This window comes from endosymbiont GvMRE of Glomus versiforme, assembly GCF_003546845.1.
The window spans coordinates 19,274-40,456 of record NZ_NWVA01000004.1; the positions used below are offsets into that span (position 1 = coordinate 19,274).

Below are 21,183 nucleotides of genomic sequence, written 5' to 3' on the forward strand. Positions count from 1 at the left end.
TTTTTAGCAAGCTTTGGAAGAAATAATTATTTAATAATATTTTCATCTATATGTCTAAAAATATATATATGACATTGCAAAAATTTATAGAAAAAAATTATGACCAAGATACTGCTAAGAAAATTGATATTAGTGTTCAATTAGCAAAGAAGCCAGAAACAGAAAGTTTATTTAATGAATTAAAAGATATAGAAGGTGGAAGATTAGATTTGAGTGCTTATTCTCATTTAGAACAATTAAGGATTAATTCTAGTCATTTAAAAAGCTCTTTAACCGAGTTAGTTTTAAGTAATAATCCTGAACTACGTTTGTTGCTAGTGGCAAAAAGTCCTGGATTAATTAAACTAGACCTTTCAGGGTGTTCACAATTAGAAAGTTATAAGGTGAAAGTCAACAATTATCCTGATTTATTTACTGTTCGATTTAGTTCACCGATTGAACTCATATTGCCCGGTGAAGAAGTAAGTGAAAGCGAAGTGATTGTTAATTCAGAAACAGAAGCGAGAGTAGTAGAAGTTCCTCCTAGATTTAAGTGTAATATTTCATAATAAAAGTAATGACGAAAACTAATCATAAAAGAACCAAACCCTGAGGGCTTAAAGTCCATGAAAACTTTTTCTGAAAAGTCAAACAAACTGCCTTAGAAGAAAGATGCGAAGTAGTGGAATTAGTAGAAAGAGTTTTAAGTGATTATATGGGTGTAAAAAAAAAAACACACACACACACACACACACACACACACAAAACTATTAAGGAGAACAACAAACAATAATTTATGCCCGAACATACCAAACCAAAAGCAACTAAATTTGACATAAGCAGAGAGAGAGAGAGAGAGAGGAATTTAAGTAAAAATAAAAATGAGGAGGGTATAGGTTTACCTAATTCTACCTTTTCTGCCCCTCCTCATCAAAATAATTTTGGTTCCAGTCGCCAAGATAATTACTTTCCTAAAATCAAGCCTAAAAGCAACTATGGCTATGGTAATTATTATGGGTATAATGAAAATTCAACAACTAACGAACAAAAAATAAAAAAACAAATAAAAACAATTGTTAACAACGCCATCAAAAAAATTGAAGAAAGATGAGAAAATATTTATTGATTTTACCAGACTAGCCAAGAACAAATTTTAGGAAATAATTGAGAAAAAAAGTTAGGTAAGTTTACCAAAGACAAGTTTATTAAGAAAATCGCTAAAGAAACAAAACGATTTAACAATATTTCTCAATCAATAAAAGACGAAATTAACCTTATTTGTGATAATTTAATAAAGAAAATTGATAAGGAAGAAACTCGACAAGAAAAGCAAAGGGACGAATTAGATAATTTGCTAAATTACAAGCCAGAAGATTCAGAAATGTCAAGCGAAGACATTATTGAAGCATGACAACTTATAACTGACAATTTGAAAGATTGACAAGAAAAACCAAGCATTAGCGAAGAATATAAGAAGAAAATAAATGACAGATTAGAGGAAATTAATGGTTTAATTGGAAACTGAAAAAAGACATGAGAAAGACTGATTAACGAAGATTCAGACCAAGCAGAAAAAGCAAAAATAGAAGAAATTGACAACTCTCAACAAGAGGAAAGAAACGAAAAATCAATATCTAAAATCCCTAATCCTAATTATCACTTAAAAAATAATTTAGCAAAATGAATTCTTAGAATTTTAGTTATTCAGAATGCCATTAATTCAACTGACAGTCGAGTTCAAACTCGGGGCATGCGTCAAGCCATGGAACTTTGCCCGTCGCTTTGGCAATTTATGCATTCTAATAGCCGAGAGCCAATTATAACTCGCTCCATGAGTATAGCCTTTAAAGAGGTTCCAGGTCTTTTGGGATATCTAAATTCTTTTCGTCAAGGATTAGATACTTCCCAAGTTATCGCTAGCCATTCCCAAAACATAGTTCCTAGCATTATGGAGGCTGCTGCTCAATTTGTCGACCCAATAAGCAATAGTTTTTCACCAAGCCCGAAAGAATGGCTAATTCCCGCAAGTGTTGCCGTTGGTGAATATTCGCTTGAAACTCTAACTTCTAATCTTCCCCCAAAAGACCAAAGCAAGCATTTCCTTGAAACTTTAATATCTCCTCATTTAAGCGACCAAAAAGCCCAAGAGGATTACAAAAAAGGACTAACTTGAAAGAAATACACCGACGAAAAAGAAAAAGCAGAAAATAAAATCATAAATGAAATCATTACCACTCAAAATTTAACTAGCCAAGATATTACTCAACAAGTTAGCGACTTGGAAATAAAAACTAATTTGGAAAAAGAATTAGGAACAATCATCAACGAAAATCAAACTTGACAAGACTGAGTAAAGGATAGTGATTATTCATTGACAAAAAGCCAAAAAATAGGAAAAATTTTCCGAGCAATAGAAGAAGTTCGTCAAGATAAAATTAGTAATCAACAAACTCTATCGTTTAATAAGACCGGAAAACAAGCCCTAAGAGAAGTTAAAAAATCTTTGATTAATAATGGACTTTCATTAGATAAAATTAATGACATAATTAGCATTTTAACCAAAGGTAGCAGGAAAGATTTAAAAAAACTTTGATTAGATATTCATCCTGATAAATCTAAAATTAATGGATTAGGTGAAGCCCGAGCCACCAAAATATTTAAAATTGTTCGGGAATTTCACGAGCAGCATATTCAACAAAAGCAGGAGACTTCTGTTGCCCAAAAATTTGTTGAAATAGTTCCAGGAGCTTTGTTAATGTATTATCTAAATGGCAAAACTAAAAACAAAAACCAACATAATTCAGAAGCAGAATTAGAAGAAAACCAACCAATCACTATTGAATTTCAAGTAAAATCAGTAAAAATAGACCCTTTTGAAGGAGAAAATACTTTTACTTATGAAGTTTATCCTAGCCAAGACCAAGATTTAGAAGTTAACCATCTTCAATTTAATATAATTAATGAATTACCTAGTTTTGGGGAAAAGTTGAGCATAAGGAACTTACAAAAAGATTTTGTTTATAAATTAAAAGTAGATAAAAGTTCATTAATTTATGATGATTTACCAAAAACCTTAAAAATTGATTTTGATGAAGATGAGGGTCATGAAATAGAATTAATAGCACAAGAAACAATTTTAGAAGTTGAAGACGAAATTGAGGAAAGTTCAGCAGATTATTCTGAAAGTGAAGAAAGTGCGATTAATATTAGGGAGTTCGAATCAGATGAAGAAATTTTATCAGGCTCAGAAACAGAAAACGATGAAAACATTGTTTTGAGAGAAGATTCTGGTTATTTTTCAGGTTGAGACGTTGATACTCCTACTAATTCTGTTTTCATTGATATTGACAAAAAAAGTAACGAAAGAGAAGAAATTTATAGTGAGGACGAAACCAGTGATTCCGAAAGTGAAATTTATATCCCTTTATCACAGTTAAGAAATGAACAACAATGCTTAGAAAGCCAGAATGAAGAAGACTTTTCTGATAACGGAAATGAAGTGTGAGAAGACGCCCAAGAAGAAACAGAAGAGCCACAAGAAATATTTTATGATGCTTTGGAAAAACAAAATAACCAAGAAAGCCAACAAATCCGACCCGAAGAAGTAATTATAAATATCCAACCAGAAGAAAATAATGAAAATTCCAAACCCCAACCTAGTTATTTATCACAAGCAATTAATAAAGGAAAAAAACTAGTCAGCACTCCCCTCAATTATGCTTTAAAAACAGCAAAATGAGCGGGAAGAAATCCAAAAACAGCCACTACTTTCTTTTTACTTGGAACTTATTATTTAGTTAATCAATATCAACAAAATCCAGTAAACCAACCTGCTTTACCTGAAACAAAGGGCTTAAATTCTGATATTTGTCTGCCTAATTTCTCTAATCCTTTCATAAACCAATGCGGGGCTAATGATTGACCACCAGAGCAAAATTATCCTACTCCTCAACCGGAAAAAGCAAACCCCAAGAATATTTTAACCACTCTCGAAACTGTTAATGATGAACCACAAGAACCGTTAATTATAAACAACCCACCAATTAATCCTAAACAGCCTGGTAATGACCTAAAAAAAATAAGCAAAGTTTGACGTAATCTAACTCTACAATGACACCCTGATAAAAATAATGACGCCCAAGCAGAAGAGATATTTAAAATAATTGCTAACTATTATGAAGAGTACAAATTAAGAATAGAAAAATACCCGCAATTTAAGTTAAATAACGCCCTCGTGGAACGTTTGGCTAGTTTATTAAACTCCAACAGCACTGAAATACTAGAAAAATTAAGAAAAATAGGCTTAACTAATGACCAAAATCAACAACCTCATTCAGAACCCAAGAAAAAGCCACAATATCGTGGACGAAATACCAACTATGAAGAGTGAAAACATCCAACTAAATCACAAGGAGAAGAAAGAGGAGGATTAACTCCCAATGATTACCATTATGAAGGAAACTCGGAAAAAAGCCAACAAGCCGCTTTTTTTCAATATTTAAAACTCTTCGCTACGTTCCTAATGATAGACAAAGTACTATTTAGCGATGAGTTAGAAATTACCGAGAAACAATTGATAGCCATTTCTCATATCGAGCAATATTGAGAACTTAAAGCCAATTCTGAGGGAAAAATTAATGAAAAGAGTTGTGAAGAAATTTTAGGAGCCGACTGAAAAGAACAAATTAAAAGCCAAACTACCGGAAAAGAAATTGCTAAAATTATTGAAGAGTTAAAAACTTTAATCGACCAAGCCAAAGTCGCCGAAGCAGCAACTCAACAAGAAAGTTCTAACCATGAAGCCGAAGAAGATAATCAACGACAAGAGCAAACCGAACAAGAAAGGCAAAGGCAAGAACAAACTGAAAGTGAAAGAAGAGAACAAGAAAGACAAGAGCAAGAAGCCGAACGTTTGGCCCGAGAAAGAACTGAACGAGAAAGGAGCAGACAAAATGAATATACTCCAAATAGCAACTTCTCTGCTTCTTCTGAGTCAACAAATTCTTACTCTTCTCACACTACCGAAGAAAAAACCACTAATCAAACTGAAAATACCAGTCAAAGCAGTTCCAGTTTTACAGCCGAAACTACCACTGCTACTTTTTCGGCTCCCGGTGGTGGTGATTATTCCGGTGGAGGAACAGTTATAGCCGAAAACTTTATGGCTCCCAAATCTCCAGTAGAAATTATTAAAAACATTTTAAATCAAGCCCAAAAAGCCATTGAAAGCCAACAAATTCCTCCATTAGAAACTGCTGAAAAGAAAATCACTGCCCTTTTTGAAGAAAAAGACCCAGCCAAAAAGCAAGTTTATTACGAATATCAAACTCAATTAGAGGAAAAACTAACCCAAGTTATTCAAACTAAAACTATCCAAGAAATCCAACTTAATCACTTAGATATTGCCCGACAAATTGAAGAAAATATTGAACCGCAAAAAATTCAGGGTCAAGAGTGAAAAGAAGTGATTGAAAATACTCCTATTGAGAAAATTCCTGAACTTAAAAAAGAAATCCAAAATGACANTAGCGATGAGTTAGAAATTACCGAGAAACAATTGATAGCCATTTCTCATATCGAGCAATATTGAGAACTTAAAGCCAATTCTGAGGGAAAAATTAATGAAAAGAGTTGTGAAGAAATTTTAGGAGCCGACTGAAAAGAACAAATTAAAAGCCAAACTACCGGAAAAGAAATTGCTAAAATTATTGAAGAGTTAAAAACTTTAATCGACCAAGCCAAAGTCGCCGAAGCAGCAACTCAACAAGAAAGTTCTAACCATGAAGCCGAAGAAGATAATCAACGACAAGAGCAAACCGAACAAGAAAGGCAAAGGCAAGAACAAACTGAAAGTGAAAGAAGAGAACAAGAAAGACAAGAGCAAGAAGCCGAACGTTTGGCCCGAGAAAGAACTGAACGAGAAAGGAGCAGACAAAATGAATATACTCCAAATAGCAACTTCTCTGCTTCTTCTGAGTCAACAAATTCTTACTCTTCTCACACTACCGAAGAAAAAACCACTAATCAAACTGAAAATACCAGTCAAAGCAGTTCCAGTTTTACAGCCGAAACTACCACTGCTACTTTTTCGGCTCCCGGTGGTGGTGATTATTCCGGTGGAGGAACAGTTATAGCCGAAAACTTTATGGCTCCCAAATCTCCAGTAGAAATTATTAAAAACATTTTAAATCAAGCCCAAAAAGCCATTGAAAGCCAACAAATTCCTCCATTAGAAACTGCTGAAAAGAAAATCACTGCCCTTTTTGAAGAAAAAGACCCAGCCAAAAAGCAAGTTTATTACGAATATCAAACTCAATTAGAGGAAAAACTAACCCAAGTTATTCAAACTAAAACTATCCAAGAAATCCAACTTAATCACTTAGATATTGCCCGACAAATTGAAGAAAATATTGAACCGCAAAAAATTCAGGGTCAAGAGTGAAAAGAAGTGATTGAAAATACTCCTATTGAGAAAATTCCTGAACTTAAAAAAGAAATCCAAAATGACATTTTATGGCAAACTAGAAGAGCGGTGATTAATAATTTGAATAGTTTACTTGGCTCTGAATTAAAAGTTTATGATTTAGATAGTTCATTTTCCCATTTTGCCAAGGAAGTTCACCAAAAACCTCTGACCGAGTTAGCAACTTATCAACAACAAGTAGCGGCTCATATTGCCGAGAAAAAAACTCTTAAAAAGGCTAATTTAAATAATACTTCTTTTACTACGCAACAAAAAACTAGCGAATGAAAAACCGTTCTCCCTGTCACTTTGGGAGTGGCTGGCACCGCAGTCGGAATTGGGGCTTTATATTATTGATTAAATGGCAAGACAAGTCAGATCAGCAAAACCCAAATTGTTTCACCTCCTCAACAAATTAAAGCCTTGATTAATCAATTTTTCACTAATTTAAAAAAACTTCAAAATCTTGGCTATTCAGCCGAACTTAGCCAAACTATTCAAGAGAATTTACAGCAGATTCAATCTTTAACTGAACAGTGAATAGCCATGCACAAAAACCAATTTAATGAAAAACAATGAAATAGTTTTCAAAAGAAGTATAGGAGATATTCAGAGGATAAGTAAGAAACAAAATGGTCAGTTACCTAAAATGAATTAGCTCTCCCTCTCTAAATATCGCTAAAAGTAAAAGCAAAAATACTTAAAAAGACTAATTTAATCTCTCAATAACTTTAATTCTTTCCTCAATATCTTTCAGCAAATAATAGAGGTCAATTTTAGCTAAATCAACATAAATATTCTTTAAATGATTAAGAGCAGGATTACTATCTAAAACTACTTGATTTTTAGCAAAATTGCTGATTAAAAATCTTAAATGCGGCTTTTTCGAGCATTCTAGATAAATAGAAAAAGGTTGAGAATCAATGCGAAAGGTTCAATTCTTTCCAGTCTCTTTTGCAAGCAAGCTAGTAAGTATTTGCACTTTTTCCGGAAGTTCTTTTTTTAACTTTTCCTGATTTTGGATAGTTTCTTTTTTGTTTGCTTTGCCAGCAGTTTCTACTCACGAGGTAACTTCTTCATTGTTACTGGTAAAGGCATTCCATTTAAAGCATTATAAGTAGCAAAACAACGCCGGAGAGTATGAGGAACCAGTTCTGTGCGTTCAGGGATGTTTAGTTCTTTCTTAACTTGCTGCAAGAAATCAAAAAAACTAACCCGATTAACTTGTTGGGATTTCCATCCTCTTTTTTTTAATTCTTTAACTATTTCGGGTGAAATATATACTCATCTCTCTTTTTGTCTTTTGCCGCGAAGTAAATATAAGCCTTTGTATTCTGTTTCTCCGTGTTCTAGATTTAAGTCAAAACTAATGGCTTCGCTAATTCTTAGTCCGGCTTTTCAGCAAAGTAAAAACAAGCATTCATGCTCCGCTTTTTTGGTTTCACCTTTTTTATTAGGTCTAGTTAGTAAATAATCTCAAATTTGGTTAAGGAGTTGATTAGTAGGAAGGATGGTGAGAGGTTTTTTAGTTTTCATATTGTTTACTTATTTACTCCTTTCAACCTGTGAAGTATAATTTCTCCTTTCTTCTCGCCCATCATGATTGCTTTTTCTTCGTTGTTTTTCTTATCGAAACAACTTTGACAAAACAAATATTCACTGCCATGATAAAGCCCTAAGCAATTCATGCACAAACTCCTTTGACATTCATCACAACATTCTAAATGACCTTTCTCTTGGCATTCAGAGCAAGGAGCGAAATCACCGCATTTATTCATAATTAAATTCCTCCAAAACTAAAAATCTTTTTAACATTGTTTCGATTTCTTCCATTTGCTCTTTTGTTAATTTCCCGCCTTTTTCCTTTAACTTTCTTTTATCAATACTACGAATTTGGTCACACATGACTTTGCTCTCTTTTTTCTTAGGATCATTGTCAACTACTTTCCCTAAATGTATCTCAAAATGACGAATATTTTTTATTTTAGAAGACATCACTAAAACACTTACTCTTTTATATTCTTACATTATACCAATTGTTAGAGATAATGAGAGCAGGTCTTTTTTTACCGTTTATTTCACTTCCTGAAGAAGCATCATCACCTTTTAATTTGCTAAAATCTACTCAGTAAATTTCTCCTCGCTTAAATGTTCGCTTTTTACTCGTCATCAATTTCTGTTTCTACGGCGTCCCAAGCGGCCAATTCTTTATCTCGCTCTTTATCCTGATTAGCTAAACGACAACTAATGCGTCATTTTATTTCTTCTAAAGCTTTTTCTAATTCTCTTTCATCAATTTCGTGGTGTTCTACTCGGTATCTTAATTCTTGAAGCAATTTTTCGTTATCAATTTGTCTTAATTCAGTCATAATATTATTTTTTACACTCTTTTCTTTTTTCTTGCCACTAATTTTTTAACTTTGGTTGTTAATAACTAAATATTTTAATCTAGTTTGCCACAAAATTGCGATTAGGTGAAAAATATGTAATTCTTTTTGCTAAATTAAGTAGTAGGGATGTTTAATTTGCGACCATAAGAATACAAGGTTGGTGTTTAGTTGTTGGAATTCAGTTGGTTGAGTAGGCACGGCGATTATTTTTTAGAGGATCCAGGGATACCAAAAGGTTGGAGTTGGATGATTTGGGCTTGTTGTTGATTTTGTAATTCTATTTCTTCTTGCTGAAATCTATTTAAAAGGTCGGCTCGGGAAGAAATCAAAGAAGCAGTGCTACTTCCTTGCTCGTTATCAATGTTAATAATAATTCTTGCTTTGCTTGTTAGTTCTTCTTGATATTCTTTCCTTAGTTCATTGAGTTCTAGTTCTTCAGTGGCAATTTTTTCTTTTATTCATCGGGGATTAGCAAAGTTTTCAATTTCTTGGCTTTTTTTATCTCTTAGTCAAAGAATAAAACCTAAGTCTTCTTGCGGATTCAAGTTCGGGAAAATTATAAATCATTCTTGAGTTGCTTCTGAAATCTCTTCTGCGTCTTTTGCTTTTGGACCCTTGGTTTTAGAATTAATTCAGTTCCCCCAATTAGTTGTAGTTTGTTTGATTTTGTCTTTTCAGTTGTGAAAGACGTTTGGTTGTTTAGAGTATTCGTCTGTTTTAGTTTTTTGGATTAGTTGAGATTTTTGTTTATCAAGAACTACTTCTTCAATATCTACTCCTTGTCGATAAGCAATTACTTGACTTTCTAAACTCTGCATAGCATTTACTATTTCTCAAAGTTTACTTTCTTTATTATCTAAGCTTTGGGCTAATTCTATTCTTTTGACAACTAATTCTTCTAGATCTATTTCTCCGTTCTTTATTCCATTTTCATCTGATTGATCGTGTTCTTCTAAAAAGACATCAACTTTTTCCTGTAAATTTTTAAAAGCTTTATTTATTTTCCCTAATTCACCAATTTTAATGGATTTAGTTACAGCTAGCAATTCATGATAATTATCTAAAAAAACATCAATATCAGTCAAAAATTCATTTCATTTATTCTCTTTGCCTCTCAATCTTTCATCAAGATTGGAAACTATTAGTTCGGCAAAAGGATAAACAGCTAAAATACCTCCTCCAATAGTGCCTTGATCTTGAAAAGTTAAAAATGCACCAACTGCTGCAGCACCGCGACCAACGAATTGGGTGCCGTAGATGGCTCAACGGTTTCTTCAGAGTTCTTTGGGAGACTGGAGCTGACTTAGTTCGTTATTTAGTTCAGGGTCTGTTGATTGGTCTTTTTGCTTAGTAATGAACTTTTCTAGTTTATCAAATCAATCATCATTAGCTGGTTTTCTTCATTTATTGATGAATTGTTTAAAATTGCCTCTGATTACAAATAATCTTTCTAAGGGAGCGGCGGAAGCAGTAAGGTGATTGGCTTTGTCTGTTCTTCATTTGTCGAGATTATATTTAGTATGACCTGATTCTTCATTAGTTCCTTCAGAAAACTTACTGAGTTCCTTAGCAATCTCTACTGAACCGTATTGATAATCAAGTTCACAGTAGAAGTTTTTAACACTTTCCGGTAAATATTCTAATCCTTCTTTAATATCAGTGTTACTGATATTTAATAGTTCCAGTTTAGTTAGATTTTCAAGAGGTTTTAAACTTCCCTTTAGAGAACAATCACTAAGGTCTAATTCTTCTAAGTTAATGAGAGGAATTGAGAAATTCAGGTTTTTGTCAGAAAGTTTTTGGTTATTTTGGACTCGAAGTTCTTCTAATTTGGCAAGAGGCTTGAGAAAATTTAAATCTTTAAGCTCGTTGCCCTCACACTTAAACTTAATTAAGCTATAACAATCACTTAAATCAAGGTCAGTTAATTGATGATTTGAACAATTTAATCTTTTTAAATTAGTAAATCCTTTTAGTCTTAATCCACCCTTTAGTTTTATTTTTTTGTTTTCTTCTTTTTCATATTTGTTAATTTCTTCATAACTGATGTTTAATTCATTTTGTTCTTTTCTTTTTTTTTCAGAATACTTTTCATCTAATCATTTTCGAGCAGAACCATTAAATTCTTTACATTTTTTTAGATCTTTGTTGAAATATTCTCATTCTTCTTTAATAGCTTTTACTTTAGCATCTGGCATTTTTTTTGTTGAACATCAAAAATCTTCAACACCATCAGGTAAATATTCTAAACCACTATCGATATCGGTATTGCTAATATCAAGTTCATATAATTGACTCAAATTCTGCAAAGGCTTCAAAGAACCACTAAAACGATTATAAATGCCCTGTTTGGTTTTGGCTCGATGGTCATTACCAATTTTTAGTTCTTTTAAATTAACCAAATGACTAAATAAAGATAGATCTTGTTTAGGAAAGTTATTATTCCTAATGTCTAAGATGGTTAATTTTTCAACTTGCTCAGGAAAGTTTATAGCTTTCAATTTATTGCTAGAACATTTAATCTCAATAAGTTTATTATAATTAGTTAGATATAAGTGAGAAAGTTGATTATCTGAACAATTTAACCTCTCTAAATTAACAAAATCATTTAAATCTAAGCTCCCGGTGAGATTTTTTCTGCTAATATCTAATTTTGCTATTTCTTCTCTTTTTTTTTTAGGAAAAATAGTATCTAAATAATTTTGAACAATGTGAAATTCTTTTTCTAATTTTTCTAAATTTAAATCTGGACTAGGTTGATGGCCTTTATATCTTAAATAAACAGCAAATTCATAGTTATCTTCATCTAAGCCAATATCTTTTCAGTCTTGAACTTGCTGAGGAGTAAAACTATGGTATTTTCAATCTTTAACTACTCAATGATCATTTGGCCCAAAGTTAATTAAAATTCATGCTTGTGCATCTTGATAAGTCAAGCCCGCTTCTTCTCAGTGTTGCTGGTTGGTTTTACTACCAGAATATTCTTTTTCAGCAAAATCAGGATGGGTATCAGTCCAAACCTTCTGGTATTCTGTTTTTAAAATTTCTAAATTTCCTTGTTGTTGAACTTCATGAGAAGACAAGTGTTTTTCGTCCCTTAATCAAACACAAAAAGCTCAATCGCTTTCAGGTTTAAATCCTTTTCCTAAAGTTTCTTTTCATTCTTGAGTAAATTGGTAGTTAAAGCCTTGTTCTATTCATAATTTCTGGTAATATTCATATTTAAAATCCTTGTGAATACTTTCTCAATTTTCAGTCATTATTTATTTTCCTATTCTTGTAAATCAACTTTAACTTAACTTTCTAAAAAAACAACCAAAAAAAGCAATTTTAGAAAAGCGAGAAATGGCTTAATTCTTAATGCCAAAGAAAGGAAAAAGGCAAGGCAGTTATAATTTGCGAAAAAGAAAAAAATAAAGAGAATTTGCTTAAAATTAAGTGGGTAAAAAAAGTTTTGCGATTAATTAAATAGAAAGCAAAATAATGTGGGCAAGATTCCAGCCAACAAAGCAAAAACTAACCAAGGAAAAATTTCCGTCAAAAATCATAGGCAAAAATGCTTTTGTGAATATAAAAATTGGTTGCTAGATTATCATAATTAGCATTAATTAGTGGTGAGTTTAAGTTAAGAAGTTGTTAAAAATGGAGAAGACCAAAAACTGCGACTTTTGATTAGACAAATTATTTAAAAGACTTCTGTCCGTAGAAGGAGAATTACCCGTAGGGATTAATTTAGGTATCGGGGAAACAAGACGAAAAGGATTGTTTGGGCGATGATGAATTTTAACTACTCCAAAACTAACGCAATAAAACCAAAGAAAAGAAAGTAAAAACTCTTATTATGTTAGGAATTCAACAAATAAGTAAAGAAGTAAACAAAAAAAGTAAAATCAACAGTGAGGATACCACCAAAAAAGTATTAAATGCTTTCTTAGAAGTCGCCAAGCAAAAACTAATTCAGGGTGAGAATATTAACTTTAAAAATTATTTTTCCATTAAGAGAAGCCTTGCCAAACCCAAAGGTAGTAAGAATTGCGGCAAACATGAAAAAGCCATTAATGATTTCAAACAAGCCAATAAAGGTAAAGGTATTACCTTTTTTGCTAAATCAGACAAGTTTAAGAATTTAGTGCGAGACACTAGAAATTGCAAAGATTGCCAAAGCAAAAAACAGCAATTAGCCAAAAGTGCTAAACCTACTAATAAAGTTAGTTTTAAGGTTAGTAAGGGGTTTTGAAAGCCTGCTAAGGTTAGTAAAAAGAAATAGGTAATTTTCCAAGCAAACCAGTAAAAAATAGCTATGAATGAGGAAATCCCCGAAGTTCAAATTTGTTTACAAGAAGTTAGAGATTTTATTAATGAGGAGTATGCTTCTTATCTAAGACAAGATAAAGACGACACTTATCCAAATTGTCCTGAGATAAATCTTTTTCGCTCAGATAAAAAAGAATTAAAAGAGAGTTAGAGGCATTATTAATGACTGAATACTACAAACAAAAAGGAGAAGCCAAAAAGGCAACTTCCGAAGGCACAATAAATAATGAATTGTTGTATTCTCTAAAAAGAAAAATGTATGAGTCTACAACTTATAAAAATATCAAAAAAACATTAGATAAGCATTTTTTTACTATGTATAAACCCTTAGCAACTTGGGAAGAATTGGAAGATTAAAATAATTATTAGTAAAGTTATCTATCATTAAAACTATAATTATATAATAATGTCTCGTCTCGTCATGCCTCTAACTAAAATAGTAATCACTGGTAATAAAGGTGGCACAGGTAAAACTACCATTGCCGCTTTACTAGCCGAATATTTAAATCACCAAAACAAAAAAGTCCAATTAATTGATACTGACCCTAACCAAGCCCTCCAAGCCTGGGTTAATAACTGCTTACAAGAAAAACGTCCCGTCTCGTCTCCCCCGCCAGTAGATTACCAAATCACTGATACCGCCGGAGTAAGTGGCGGCTATTTAACTCATATTAAACAAGCCAACATAATATTAGTTCCTTTTGTTCCCCACTATGTTGATTTACAAGTAATTATTCCTTGATTTCAGTCTTTACCAAAAGAGCAACAAAAAAAAGTTTACTTTCTCCCCAACCGCTACCAAAAAACCAAAGAACAACGCGAAGGTCTTAAACAATTAAACGAGACGAGACGAGACATGAAAGCAGGAACAGTATTGTCTCCTCTATCCCAACGTCCGGCTTTGTATGGCTCTCTCTTAAATGGCAGTCCAACAAACTTTTTTACGCAAAAAGAGAGCCAGCAAGCCCAAGAAACTTTTCAATTTCTATTTAACCATTATGAGAAAAATCACTAAACGAATTAACGTTGAGGAAGTAAAACAGCTTAACCGCTCCATTCGTATCACCTTTGCTTTAAACGCTCATTTATGCCAGCAAGCGGAGAATATGCTTAAATCTCAATGGACGAGAAACAATTATACTTATCGCTCTTTATCAGAACTAATTCGGCAAAGTTTAATGGCTTATCAGCAAGGAGAAATAGACCTTAACCTTACTGAAAGAGACAAATTTGTTCCCAAGAGAGAAATCACCGTGCGATTTTCTTTAAATCCTAGTTTGCTTAATTTTTATTATTCTTTACCGGAAGGTCAGAGAACCGCCATTATTGAGGAGAGTTTACGGGTTTATTTGGAGAGGTTGGGGAAGGGTTAGAAAGGCATTTTTATTTATATTCTGATACTGCTCTCTTAAAACTTTCACTTGGAAAGTGTTCGCAAAATTTATTTCCAAATAAATCTAACGGCTCTGTTTTTTTACTTTTACAAGTATCACACATAATAGGAGTAACTATTTCTTTTTTATTCATAATAGTAATTTTACCGAACAATCGCAAGACTTTGTCCTTTGCTATTACTCATTTAGCTTACAATCCACTCAACTTTAAATACTTTTGAACTATCATTTGAACTTTCCTTTTAATTAAGCGTTCCAGATTCAAAACAAAAACTAACTTTTCCTCAATTTCATTTATTTCTTTTTCGCTCAATTGTCCCAATTTTTTCCTAAATCGTTCAATAGTAATTGCTCGCACTTGTTCGCATTTGGCTTTGCCTGGTTTGCCTTGAAAAAAAGTGCTAACTTGGAAAGGATAAATTTTTTTGATTTTGCTAGTTAAGGGAACAATAACAATCACATTTTTTTTAGCATTCTGTTGGTTATTAGAAACTACTACTTGATACTTTGTTAGAAATTAAAGAATAAACCTTAAACTTTATCTTTTTCCAAATTTCTCTCTCTCTCTCTCTCTCTCTCTCTCTCTCTCTACTATAAAAATAAATTATAGTAATATGAAAGTAGTTTTAAATTTTACAGTAAGAAGTTTTGCAGGAGGGGGGGAATTAGGAGGAAAAAATTGAAATATTTCACTAAAATCCGATTCAGGTGGTCCTAATTCACGAGGTGGCATTGTTTTTAATTATAAAAATGGAACACCTTTTCAAGGAGGAAAAAAATATAATACTTTATTAATTCCGAAAGAATTTATTACAGAAAGAAAATTAATAGAAAATCAAGAAGGTAGAAAAGGCGAAGAAGTTAGATTAGAAATAGACGAAGTTCTTTTAAAAGATTTAGGAAGAGACGTTTTGTGTGTTGAAGGTCCGCCGCAATTAGAAGTAGATATATCCTTTATTCTATTGAAAGTTATTGAAGACAAAAAAGGAGGAAGGTTATTGTTTGAAATAGAAAAACAAGGAGAAGAATTATTTAGTAAATATCTAGAAAAAAAAGTTGATTATTTGCTTTTGGAAAAACCAGTAGTAGAAAAATTGAAAAATTCGTCCTGAAACGAACTGCTTTTATCTCAACAAACTGAAAGTCCGGGAGGAAGAGTAGAACCGGGAATTTTTTCGGCTCTTAATTGAGGTAGAGAAATTACTATTAAGGGATTGAATTGAAATGAAAAAAGAATTAATAATCCTCTTACTCGTGAAGAAGTAGGTAGGCAAAGCAGAATTGAATTTTTAGAAAATTTTAGGAAATTAGAGAGTAGAGGTTCAATAAACTGGACTATAAAAGAAGAGGCTGAAGCAGTTCAGGATATGCCGTTTTACGTTGATAAGAGAAAACCGATTTTAAAAATTAATCTTGAAGATGCTTTTAGAGATATTGAACTTGGAGGAGGAAATGAATGAACCCGAGAAGTAGAAGAATTAGAAAATATAAAAAGAGAAATTGAGGAACAAAGGATAAGTTCTTCAGATGACCTAATAAAAATCAACCAGTATATTAAATTTTTAGAAAATTATCAAGATGGAAATAATAAAATTAAAAGTTGAGCCTGAAATACTTGGTGTTACAACATTCATCACAGCGGAAATTTAGGTAATAATTTAAGAATTTTAAAAGCGAGAAAGAAAAAGTTAGAGGGAAAAATAACTTTTGATTGAGAGCAATTTAAAATCTGATTAAATGAAAAGCCTGAGCGACGAAAAGGAAAAGATGATGAAGCATGAGAAGAAGTTATTAATGATTTTAAAAGATTCAAGAAATACGATGATAGATTTACCTTAAATCTTGAAAATTATGAAGGAGGAGAATTATTTTCATATGCTGAAAGTATAAGAGAATGAATAAAAGAAGAAGTAATTAGTTCTAATTACCACCCAGCTTTTCGTAACCAAACTAACCACAGCAATGTCCCTGGAGCTGCCCCACCTGCCATTAACAACGCAGCAACTAATGACTTAATTAATGAGTGAAAAGCCACTGGTATTCCTGCTGAAAAAGCTCGTAAAGCTGCTGATAACTACTGAACCCCAGAACAAGTAAAATGAGTAAGAGGATTAATTTGAGGTGGAACAGTTAGAGTTAAAGAAGGCAATGCTGATGCTACAACTATTCTTAATACCCGAAGCGATGACATTTGAAATGCTTTCTTTGCCAATCCAGAAGGAAACGGCGGAAATATTATTAGAGGTAACGATATCCAAGGCGGATGAAAAGCAAGCGGTTTAAATCCAATCCGAGGGGTGGGAACTCACAACAGCGAAGCTGATAACGCTCATCGTAAAGGGTGACGAGATTTAAGAGATAATAANGGAGGAAAAAATTGAAATATTTCACTAAAATCCGATTCAGGTGGTCCTAATTCACGAGGTGGCATTGTTTTTAATTATAAAAATGGAACACCTTTTCAAGGAGGAAAAAAATATAATACTTTATTAATTCCGAAAGAATTTATTACAGAAAGAAAATTAATAGAAAATCAAGAAGGTAGAAAAGGCGAAGAAGTTAGATTAGAAATAGACGAAGTTCTTTTAAAAGATTTAGGAAGAGACGTTTTGTGTGTTGAAGGTCCGCCGCAATTAGAAGTAGATATATCCTTTATTCTATTGAAAGTTATTGAAGACAAAAAAGGAGGAAGGTTATTGTTTGAAATAGAAAAACAAGGAGAAGAATTATTTAGTAAATATCTAGAAAAAAAAGTTGATTATTTGCTTTTGGAAAAACCAGTAGTAGAAAAATTGAAAAATTCGTCCTGAAACGAACTGCTTTTATCTCAACAAACTGAAAGTCCGGGAGGAAGAGTAGAACCGGGAATTTTTTCGGCTCTTAATTGAGGTAGAGAAATTACTATTAAGGGATTGAATTGAAATGAAAAAAGAATTAATAATCCTCTTACTCGTGAAGAAGTAGGTAGGCAAAGCAGAATTGAATTTTTAGAAAATTTTAGGAAATTAGAGAGTAGAGGTTCAATAAACTGGACTATAAAAGAAGAGGCTGAAGCAGTTCAGGATATGCCGTTTTACGTTGATAAGAGAAAACCGATTTTAAAAATTAATCTTGAAGATGCTTTTAGAGATATTGAACTTGGAGGAGGAAATGAATGAACCCGAGAAGTAGAAGAATTAGAAAATATAAAAAGAGAAATTGAGGAACAAAGGATAAGTTCTTCAGATGACCTAATAAAAATCAACCAGTATATTAAATTTTTAGAAAATTATCAAGATGGAAATAATAAAATTAAAAGTTGAGCCTGAAATACTTGGTGTTACAACATTCATCACAGCGGAAATTTAGGTAATAATTTAAGAATTTTAAAAGCGAGAAAGAAAAAGTTAGAGGGAAAAATAACTTTTGATTGAGAGCAATTTAAAATCTGATTAAATGAAAAGCCTGAGCGACGAAAAGGAAAAGATGATGAAGCATGAGAAGAAGTTATTAATGATTTTAAAAGATTCAAGAAATACGATGATAGATTTACCTTAAATCTTGAAAATTATGAAGGAGGAGAATTATTTTCATATGCTGAAAGTATAAGAGAATGAATAAAAGAAGAAGTAATTAGTTCTAATTACCACCCAGCTTTTCGTAACCAAACTAACCACAGCAATGTCCCTGGAGCTGCCCCACCTGCCATTAACAACGCAGCAACTAATGACTTAATTAATAAGTGAAAAGCCACTGGTATTCCTGCTGAAAAAGCCCGTAAAGCTGCTGATAACTACTGAACCCCAGAACAAGTAAAATGAGTAAGAGGATTAATTTGAGGTGGAACAGTTAGAGTTAAAGAAGGCAATGCTGATGCTACAACTATTCTTAATACCCGAAGCGATGACATTTGAAATGCTTTCTTTGCCAATCCAGAAGGAAACGGCGGAAATATTATTAGAGGTAACGATATCCAAGGCGGATGAAAAGCAAGCGGTTTAAATCCAATCCGAGGGGTGGGAACTCACAACAGCGAAGCTGATAACGCTCATCGTAAAGGGTGACGAGATTTAAGAGATAATAACGGAGACGCTGCCACAGCGAACGGACGAATTACCGCTTTAAATGCTGCTACTCACACCTTTACTTATGCTTCTCACGGTCAAGCAGCCCAAGATAACATTAATCCGTTAACACACAGCAAAACCCAAATTGACAATGCTAATGCTCTGTTAGTTCTTATTGCTAATCCAACCACAACACTAGAACAATTACGAAGAGTAAACACAGTTGACGGAAGCATTGCCCAAAGAATTGGGGCTTTGGCTGATGCTGAATTACCAGTTGGCTTACAACAAGACGCACTCAATACTGTTTTACGGAATGCTATTAATACCCGAAGCGATGACATTTGAAATGCTTTCTTTGCCAATCCAGAAGGAAACGGCGGAAATATTATTAGAGGTAACGATATCCAAGGCGGATGAAAAGCAAGCGGTTTAAATCCAATCCGAGGGGTGGGAACTCACAACAGCGAAGCTGATAACGCTCATCGTAAAGGGTGACGAGATTTAAGAGATAATAACGGAGACGCTGCCACAGCGAACGGACGAATTACCGCTTTAAATGCTGCTACTCACACCTTTACTTATGCTTCTCACGGTCAAGCAGCCCAAGATAACATTAATCCGTTAACACACAGCAAAACCCAAATTGACAATGCTAATGCTCTGTTAGTTCTTATTGCTAATCCAACCACAACACTAGAACAATTACGAAGAGTAAACACAGTTGACGGAAGCATTGCCCAAAGAATTGGGGCTTTGGCTGATGCTGAATTACCAGTTGGCTTACAACAAGACGCACTCAATACTGTTTTACGGAATGCTATTAATACCCGAAGCGGTTTTGCCACTTACCACCCAGTTTTTCGTAACCAAACTAACCACAGTGATGTCCCTGGAGCTGCCCCACCTGCCATTAACAACGCAGCAACTAATGACTTAATTGATGAGTGAAAAGCCACTGGTATTCCTGCTGAAAAAGCCCGTAAAGCTGCTGATAACTACTGAACTCCGGAGCAAGTAAAATGAGTAAAAGGATGAGTTTACGGCGGAACAGTTAGAGTTAAAGAAGGCAATGCTGATGCCACAACTATTCTTAATATTCGTCATTCTTTTGAAAATAAATTCTTAGAAATAGACCCTTTAACCAATACTCAATGGTCTCATCCAACTGATAATACTTTAAAAGGACAATTGGCTTTAACTATTAATGAAATAAATATAATTAATGATGTTAACCTAAACACTGTTAATTCTATTGAAGAAGCAGCGACATTACTAAGTCATCTTCGCACTATCAGAAACGAAACGAGAAATGGTGGTCGAGTACCTTTAATTTATTGGAATAATTTTGATATAATAAAAAAAGAGATTAGAATTTTTCAACTAGATAATTATAAAAAAATTGATAGTTTTTGAGAAGAACATAACAATAATGCTAATAGTGATAAAGGAAAAGCCTGAACCGTAATAAACAATCACTTAAACAATGTAGCGACAAATGTTTTCAATAGATTTGAAAGTTTATACGCAGAGGAGTTTTTCGTAGCCCGAAGTGGTGTTTTAGGTTCTAATCATGACTGAGTTGACGATAAATTTTTTGAACTTGGTTTTTACACAGAAAGGGAGGAGAAAAAAAAACAAAAAGCTGTTCCTTGATTGCGTGAAAAACATATGGAGCCTAACAATGCGAGAAGTGCCTATGATAACGGTTGAGACCTAGAAGATGTAAAGGACAAAGATGATGCTGATAACGGAATGGTAGAATCTGATGCTGGAAATATATTCGATCCGCAATTTATTCTCAAAGATATTTATGTTAATTTTGCTAATCCTCTTAATTTGGACTTTGTTACTACTGTGGGTTTCCACGGCAAAGCATTTGATGTGGATGAATTGTGTTTAATTTACAATAATGGTTGGGTTTATCCAAATGAGTTGAATGCTTATGATTCCTCTAATCCACGTTTTGTTACCCTTGTTCATAATGGGATAACTCGTCAGCACTATCCCTTTGTTAAGAGTCGAAATATTGCTCTTGCTGAACACATTGTTGTGGGTGGTGGTCCGACCCCATCTCCGACCCCATCTCCGACCCCATCTCCAACCCCATCTCCAACCCCATCTCCAACCCCATCTCCAACCCCATCTCCAACCCCATCTCCAACCCCATCTCCTTATTATTCTCCTACTGATGGTAAAGATAAAGACCAAAAACCTCCTGTTCCAACCGACTATCCAAAGAAACCAGAAGATACTCCATCTATTTCCCAAGGAGAACAAATTGTTCAAGAATTAGATATACAAAATATAGATTCAAGCATAGTAGATAATATTTTCACGGAAATTTCTACTACTACTACTACTACTAATGAAGAAGAGAAAAAAGTTAACTTAGATAAAGCCAAACAAATATTAAAAAAAATCGACCAAGCATTAAGCAAGAGAGAGTATAATAAAGAAATAGGATATTTATATAATGAGTTAAAACAAATTCAAACTGAGAAATTAGTAGCTCAAGTAGCATCTCTTAATCAACAAGTAAAAATTGCTGTTAAGCATCTAGAAAATCTAAAAGAGAAAAAACTACAAATCCGAGA

At 33.1% G+C, this 21,183-nt stretch carries 16 protein-coding genes and 1 pseudogene; 8 read left to right on the forward strand and 9 right to left on the reverse strand.

Annotated features, from left to right (window positions below; genetic code table 4):
- Positions 1-68 precede the first annotated feature (68 nt).
- Positions 69-548, forward strand: a complete 480-nt coding sequence (locus GvMRE_RS07955) for a hypothetical protein (RefSeq protein ID WP_147410681.1) — start codon at positions 69-71, stop codon at positions 546-548.
- An 8-nt stretch (positions 549-556) separates the two neighbouring features.
- A complete protein-coding gene (locus GvMRE_RS07960) occupies positions 557-772 on the forward strand; it encodes a hypothetical protein (protein WP_147410682.1) in 216 nt (71 codons plus the stop codon).
- A 6,379-nt stretch (positions 773-7,151) separates the two neighbouring features.
- On the opposite strand, the gene GvMRE_RS07970 is transcribed toward GvMRE_RS07960, so the two are convergent.
- The 7 genes from GvMRE_RS07970 to GvMRE_RS08000 form a co-directional block, all read right to left on the reverse strand.
- Positions 7,152-7,406: a hypothetical protein gene (locus tag GvMRE_RS07970; RefSeq protein ID WP_147410684.1), complete on the reverse strand. Its 255-nt coding sequence runs from the start codon at positions 7,404-7,406 to the stop codon at positions 7,152-7,154.
- Between the two features lie 92 nt (positions 7,407-7,498).
- Entirely contained in the window at positions 7,499-7,978 is a 480-nt protein-coding gene (locus tag GvMRE_RS07975) for a tyrosine-type recombinase/integrase (RefSeq protein ID WP_147410685.1), read from the reverse strand.
- Positions 7,979-7,983: 5 nt separating this feature from the next.
- Complete coding sequence (locus tag GvMRE_RS07980; protein WP_147409583.1) at positions 7,984-8,220, reverse strand: hypothetical protein; 237 nt, start codon at positions 8,218-8,220, stop codon at positions 7,984-7,986.
- Positions 8,213-8,443: a type II toxin-antitoxin system PemK/MazF family toxin gene (locus tag GvMRE_RS07985; RefSeq protein WP_425451138.1), complete on the reverse strand. Its 231-nt coding sequence runs from the start codon at positions 8,441-8,443 to the stop codon at positions 8,213-8,215. Before GvMRE_RS07985 ends, GvMRE_RS07980 begins: the two co-directional genes overlap by 8 nt.
- 13 nt (positions 8,444-8,456) lie before the next feature.
- Positions 8,457-8,612 (reverse strand): type II toxin-antitoxin system PemK/MazF family toxin, encoded by a 156-nt coding sequence (locus GvMRE_RS07990; protein ID WP_147409585.1) that lies wholly within the window; start codon positions 8,610-8,612, stop codon positions 8,457-8,459.
- Positions 8,602-8,811 carry a hypothetical protein gene (locus GvMRE_RS07995; RefSeq protein ID WP_147409586.1) on the reverse strand — a complete coding sequence of 70 codons (210 nt, stop codon included), beginning with the start codon at positions 8,809-8,811 and terminating at the stop codon, positions 8,602-8,604. Before GvMRE_RS07995 ends, GvMRE_RS07990 begins: the two co-directional genes overlap by 11 nt.
- A gap of 224 nt (positions 8,812-9,035) precedes the next feature.
- A complete protein-coding gene (locus GvMRE_RS08000) occupies positions 9,036-12,092 on the reverse strand; it encodes a leucine-rich repeat domain-containing protein (RefSeq protein WP_147410686.1) in 3,057 nt (1,018 codons plus the stop codon).
- A gap of 382 nt (positions 12,093-12,474) precedes the next feature.
- On the opposite strand from GvMRE_RS08000, the gene GvMRE_RS13750 reads away from it, so the two are divergent.
- Genes GvMRE_RS13750 through GvMRE_RS08020 form a run of 6 tightly spaced genes read left to right on the forward strand, consistent with a single transcriptional unit; the run spans position 12,475 to position 14,519 of the window.
- A complete protein-coding gene (locus GvMRE_RS13750) occupies positions 12,475-12,642 on the forward strand; it encodes a hypothetical protein (protein ID WP_172575328.1) in 168 nt (55 codons plus the stop codon).
- A gap of 31 nt (positions 12,643-12,673) precedes the next feature.
- The gene (locus GvMRE_RS08005; RefSeq protein ID WP_147410687.1) at positions 12,674-13,099 is read left to right on the forward strand and encodes an HU family DNA-binding protein; all 426 of its coding nucleotides are present in this window, start codon (positions 12,674-12,676) and stop codon (positions 13,097-13,099) included.
- 33 nt (positions 13,100-13,132) lie between these two features.
- Positions 13,133-13,297, forward strand: coding sequence for a hypothetical protein (locus GvMRE_RS13755; RefSeq protein ID WP_172575329.1), 165 nt, complete (start codon positions 13,133-13,135; stop codon positions 13,295-13,297).
- A gap of 11 nt (positions 13,298-13,308) precedes the next feature.
- A complete protein-coding gene (locus tag GvMRE_RS08010; RefSeq protein ID WP_147410688.1) occupies positions 13,309-13,503 on the forward strand; it encodes a hypothetical protein in 195 nt (64 codons plus the stop codon).
- A gap of 49 nt (positions 13,504-13,552) precedes the next feature.
- Positions 13,553-14,161 carry a ParA family protein gene (locus tag GvMRE_RS08015; protein ID WP_147410689.1) on the forward strand — a complete coding sequence of 203 codons (609 nt, stop codon included), beginning with the start codon at positions 13,553-13,555 and terminating at the stop codon, positions 14,159-14,161.
- Positions 14,145-14,519, forward strand: a complete 375-nt coding sequence (locus tag GvMRE_RS08020; protein WP_147410690.1) for a hypothetical protein — start codon at positions 14,145-14,147, stop codon at positions 14,517-14,519. The genes GvMRE_RS08015 and GvMRE_RS08020 overlap by 17 nt, the downstream gene beginning before the upstream one ends.
- Before the next feature lie 10 nt (positions 14,520-14,529).
- On the opposite strand, the gene GvMRE_RS13760 is transcribed toward GvMRE_RS08020, so the two are convergent.
- Positions 14,530-14,673 (reverse strand): hypothetical protein, encoded by a 144-nt coding sequence (locus tag GvMRE_RS13760; RefSeq protein ID WP_172575330.1) that lies wholly within the window; start codon positions 14,671-14,673, stop codon positions 14,530-14,532.
- A gap of 57 nt (positions 14,674-14,730) precedes the next feature.
- Positions 14,731-15,027, reverse strand: a pseudogene (locus GvMRE_RS08025) (type II toxin-antitoxin system PemK/MazF family toxin); the annotation flags it as partial.
- Between the last annotated feature and the right edge of the window lie 6,156 nt (positions 15,028-21,183).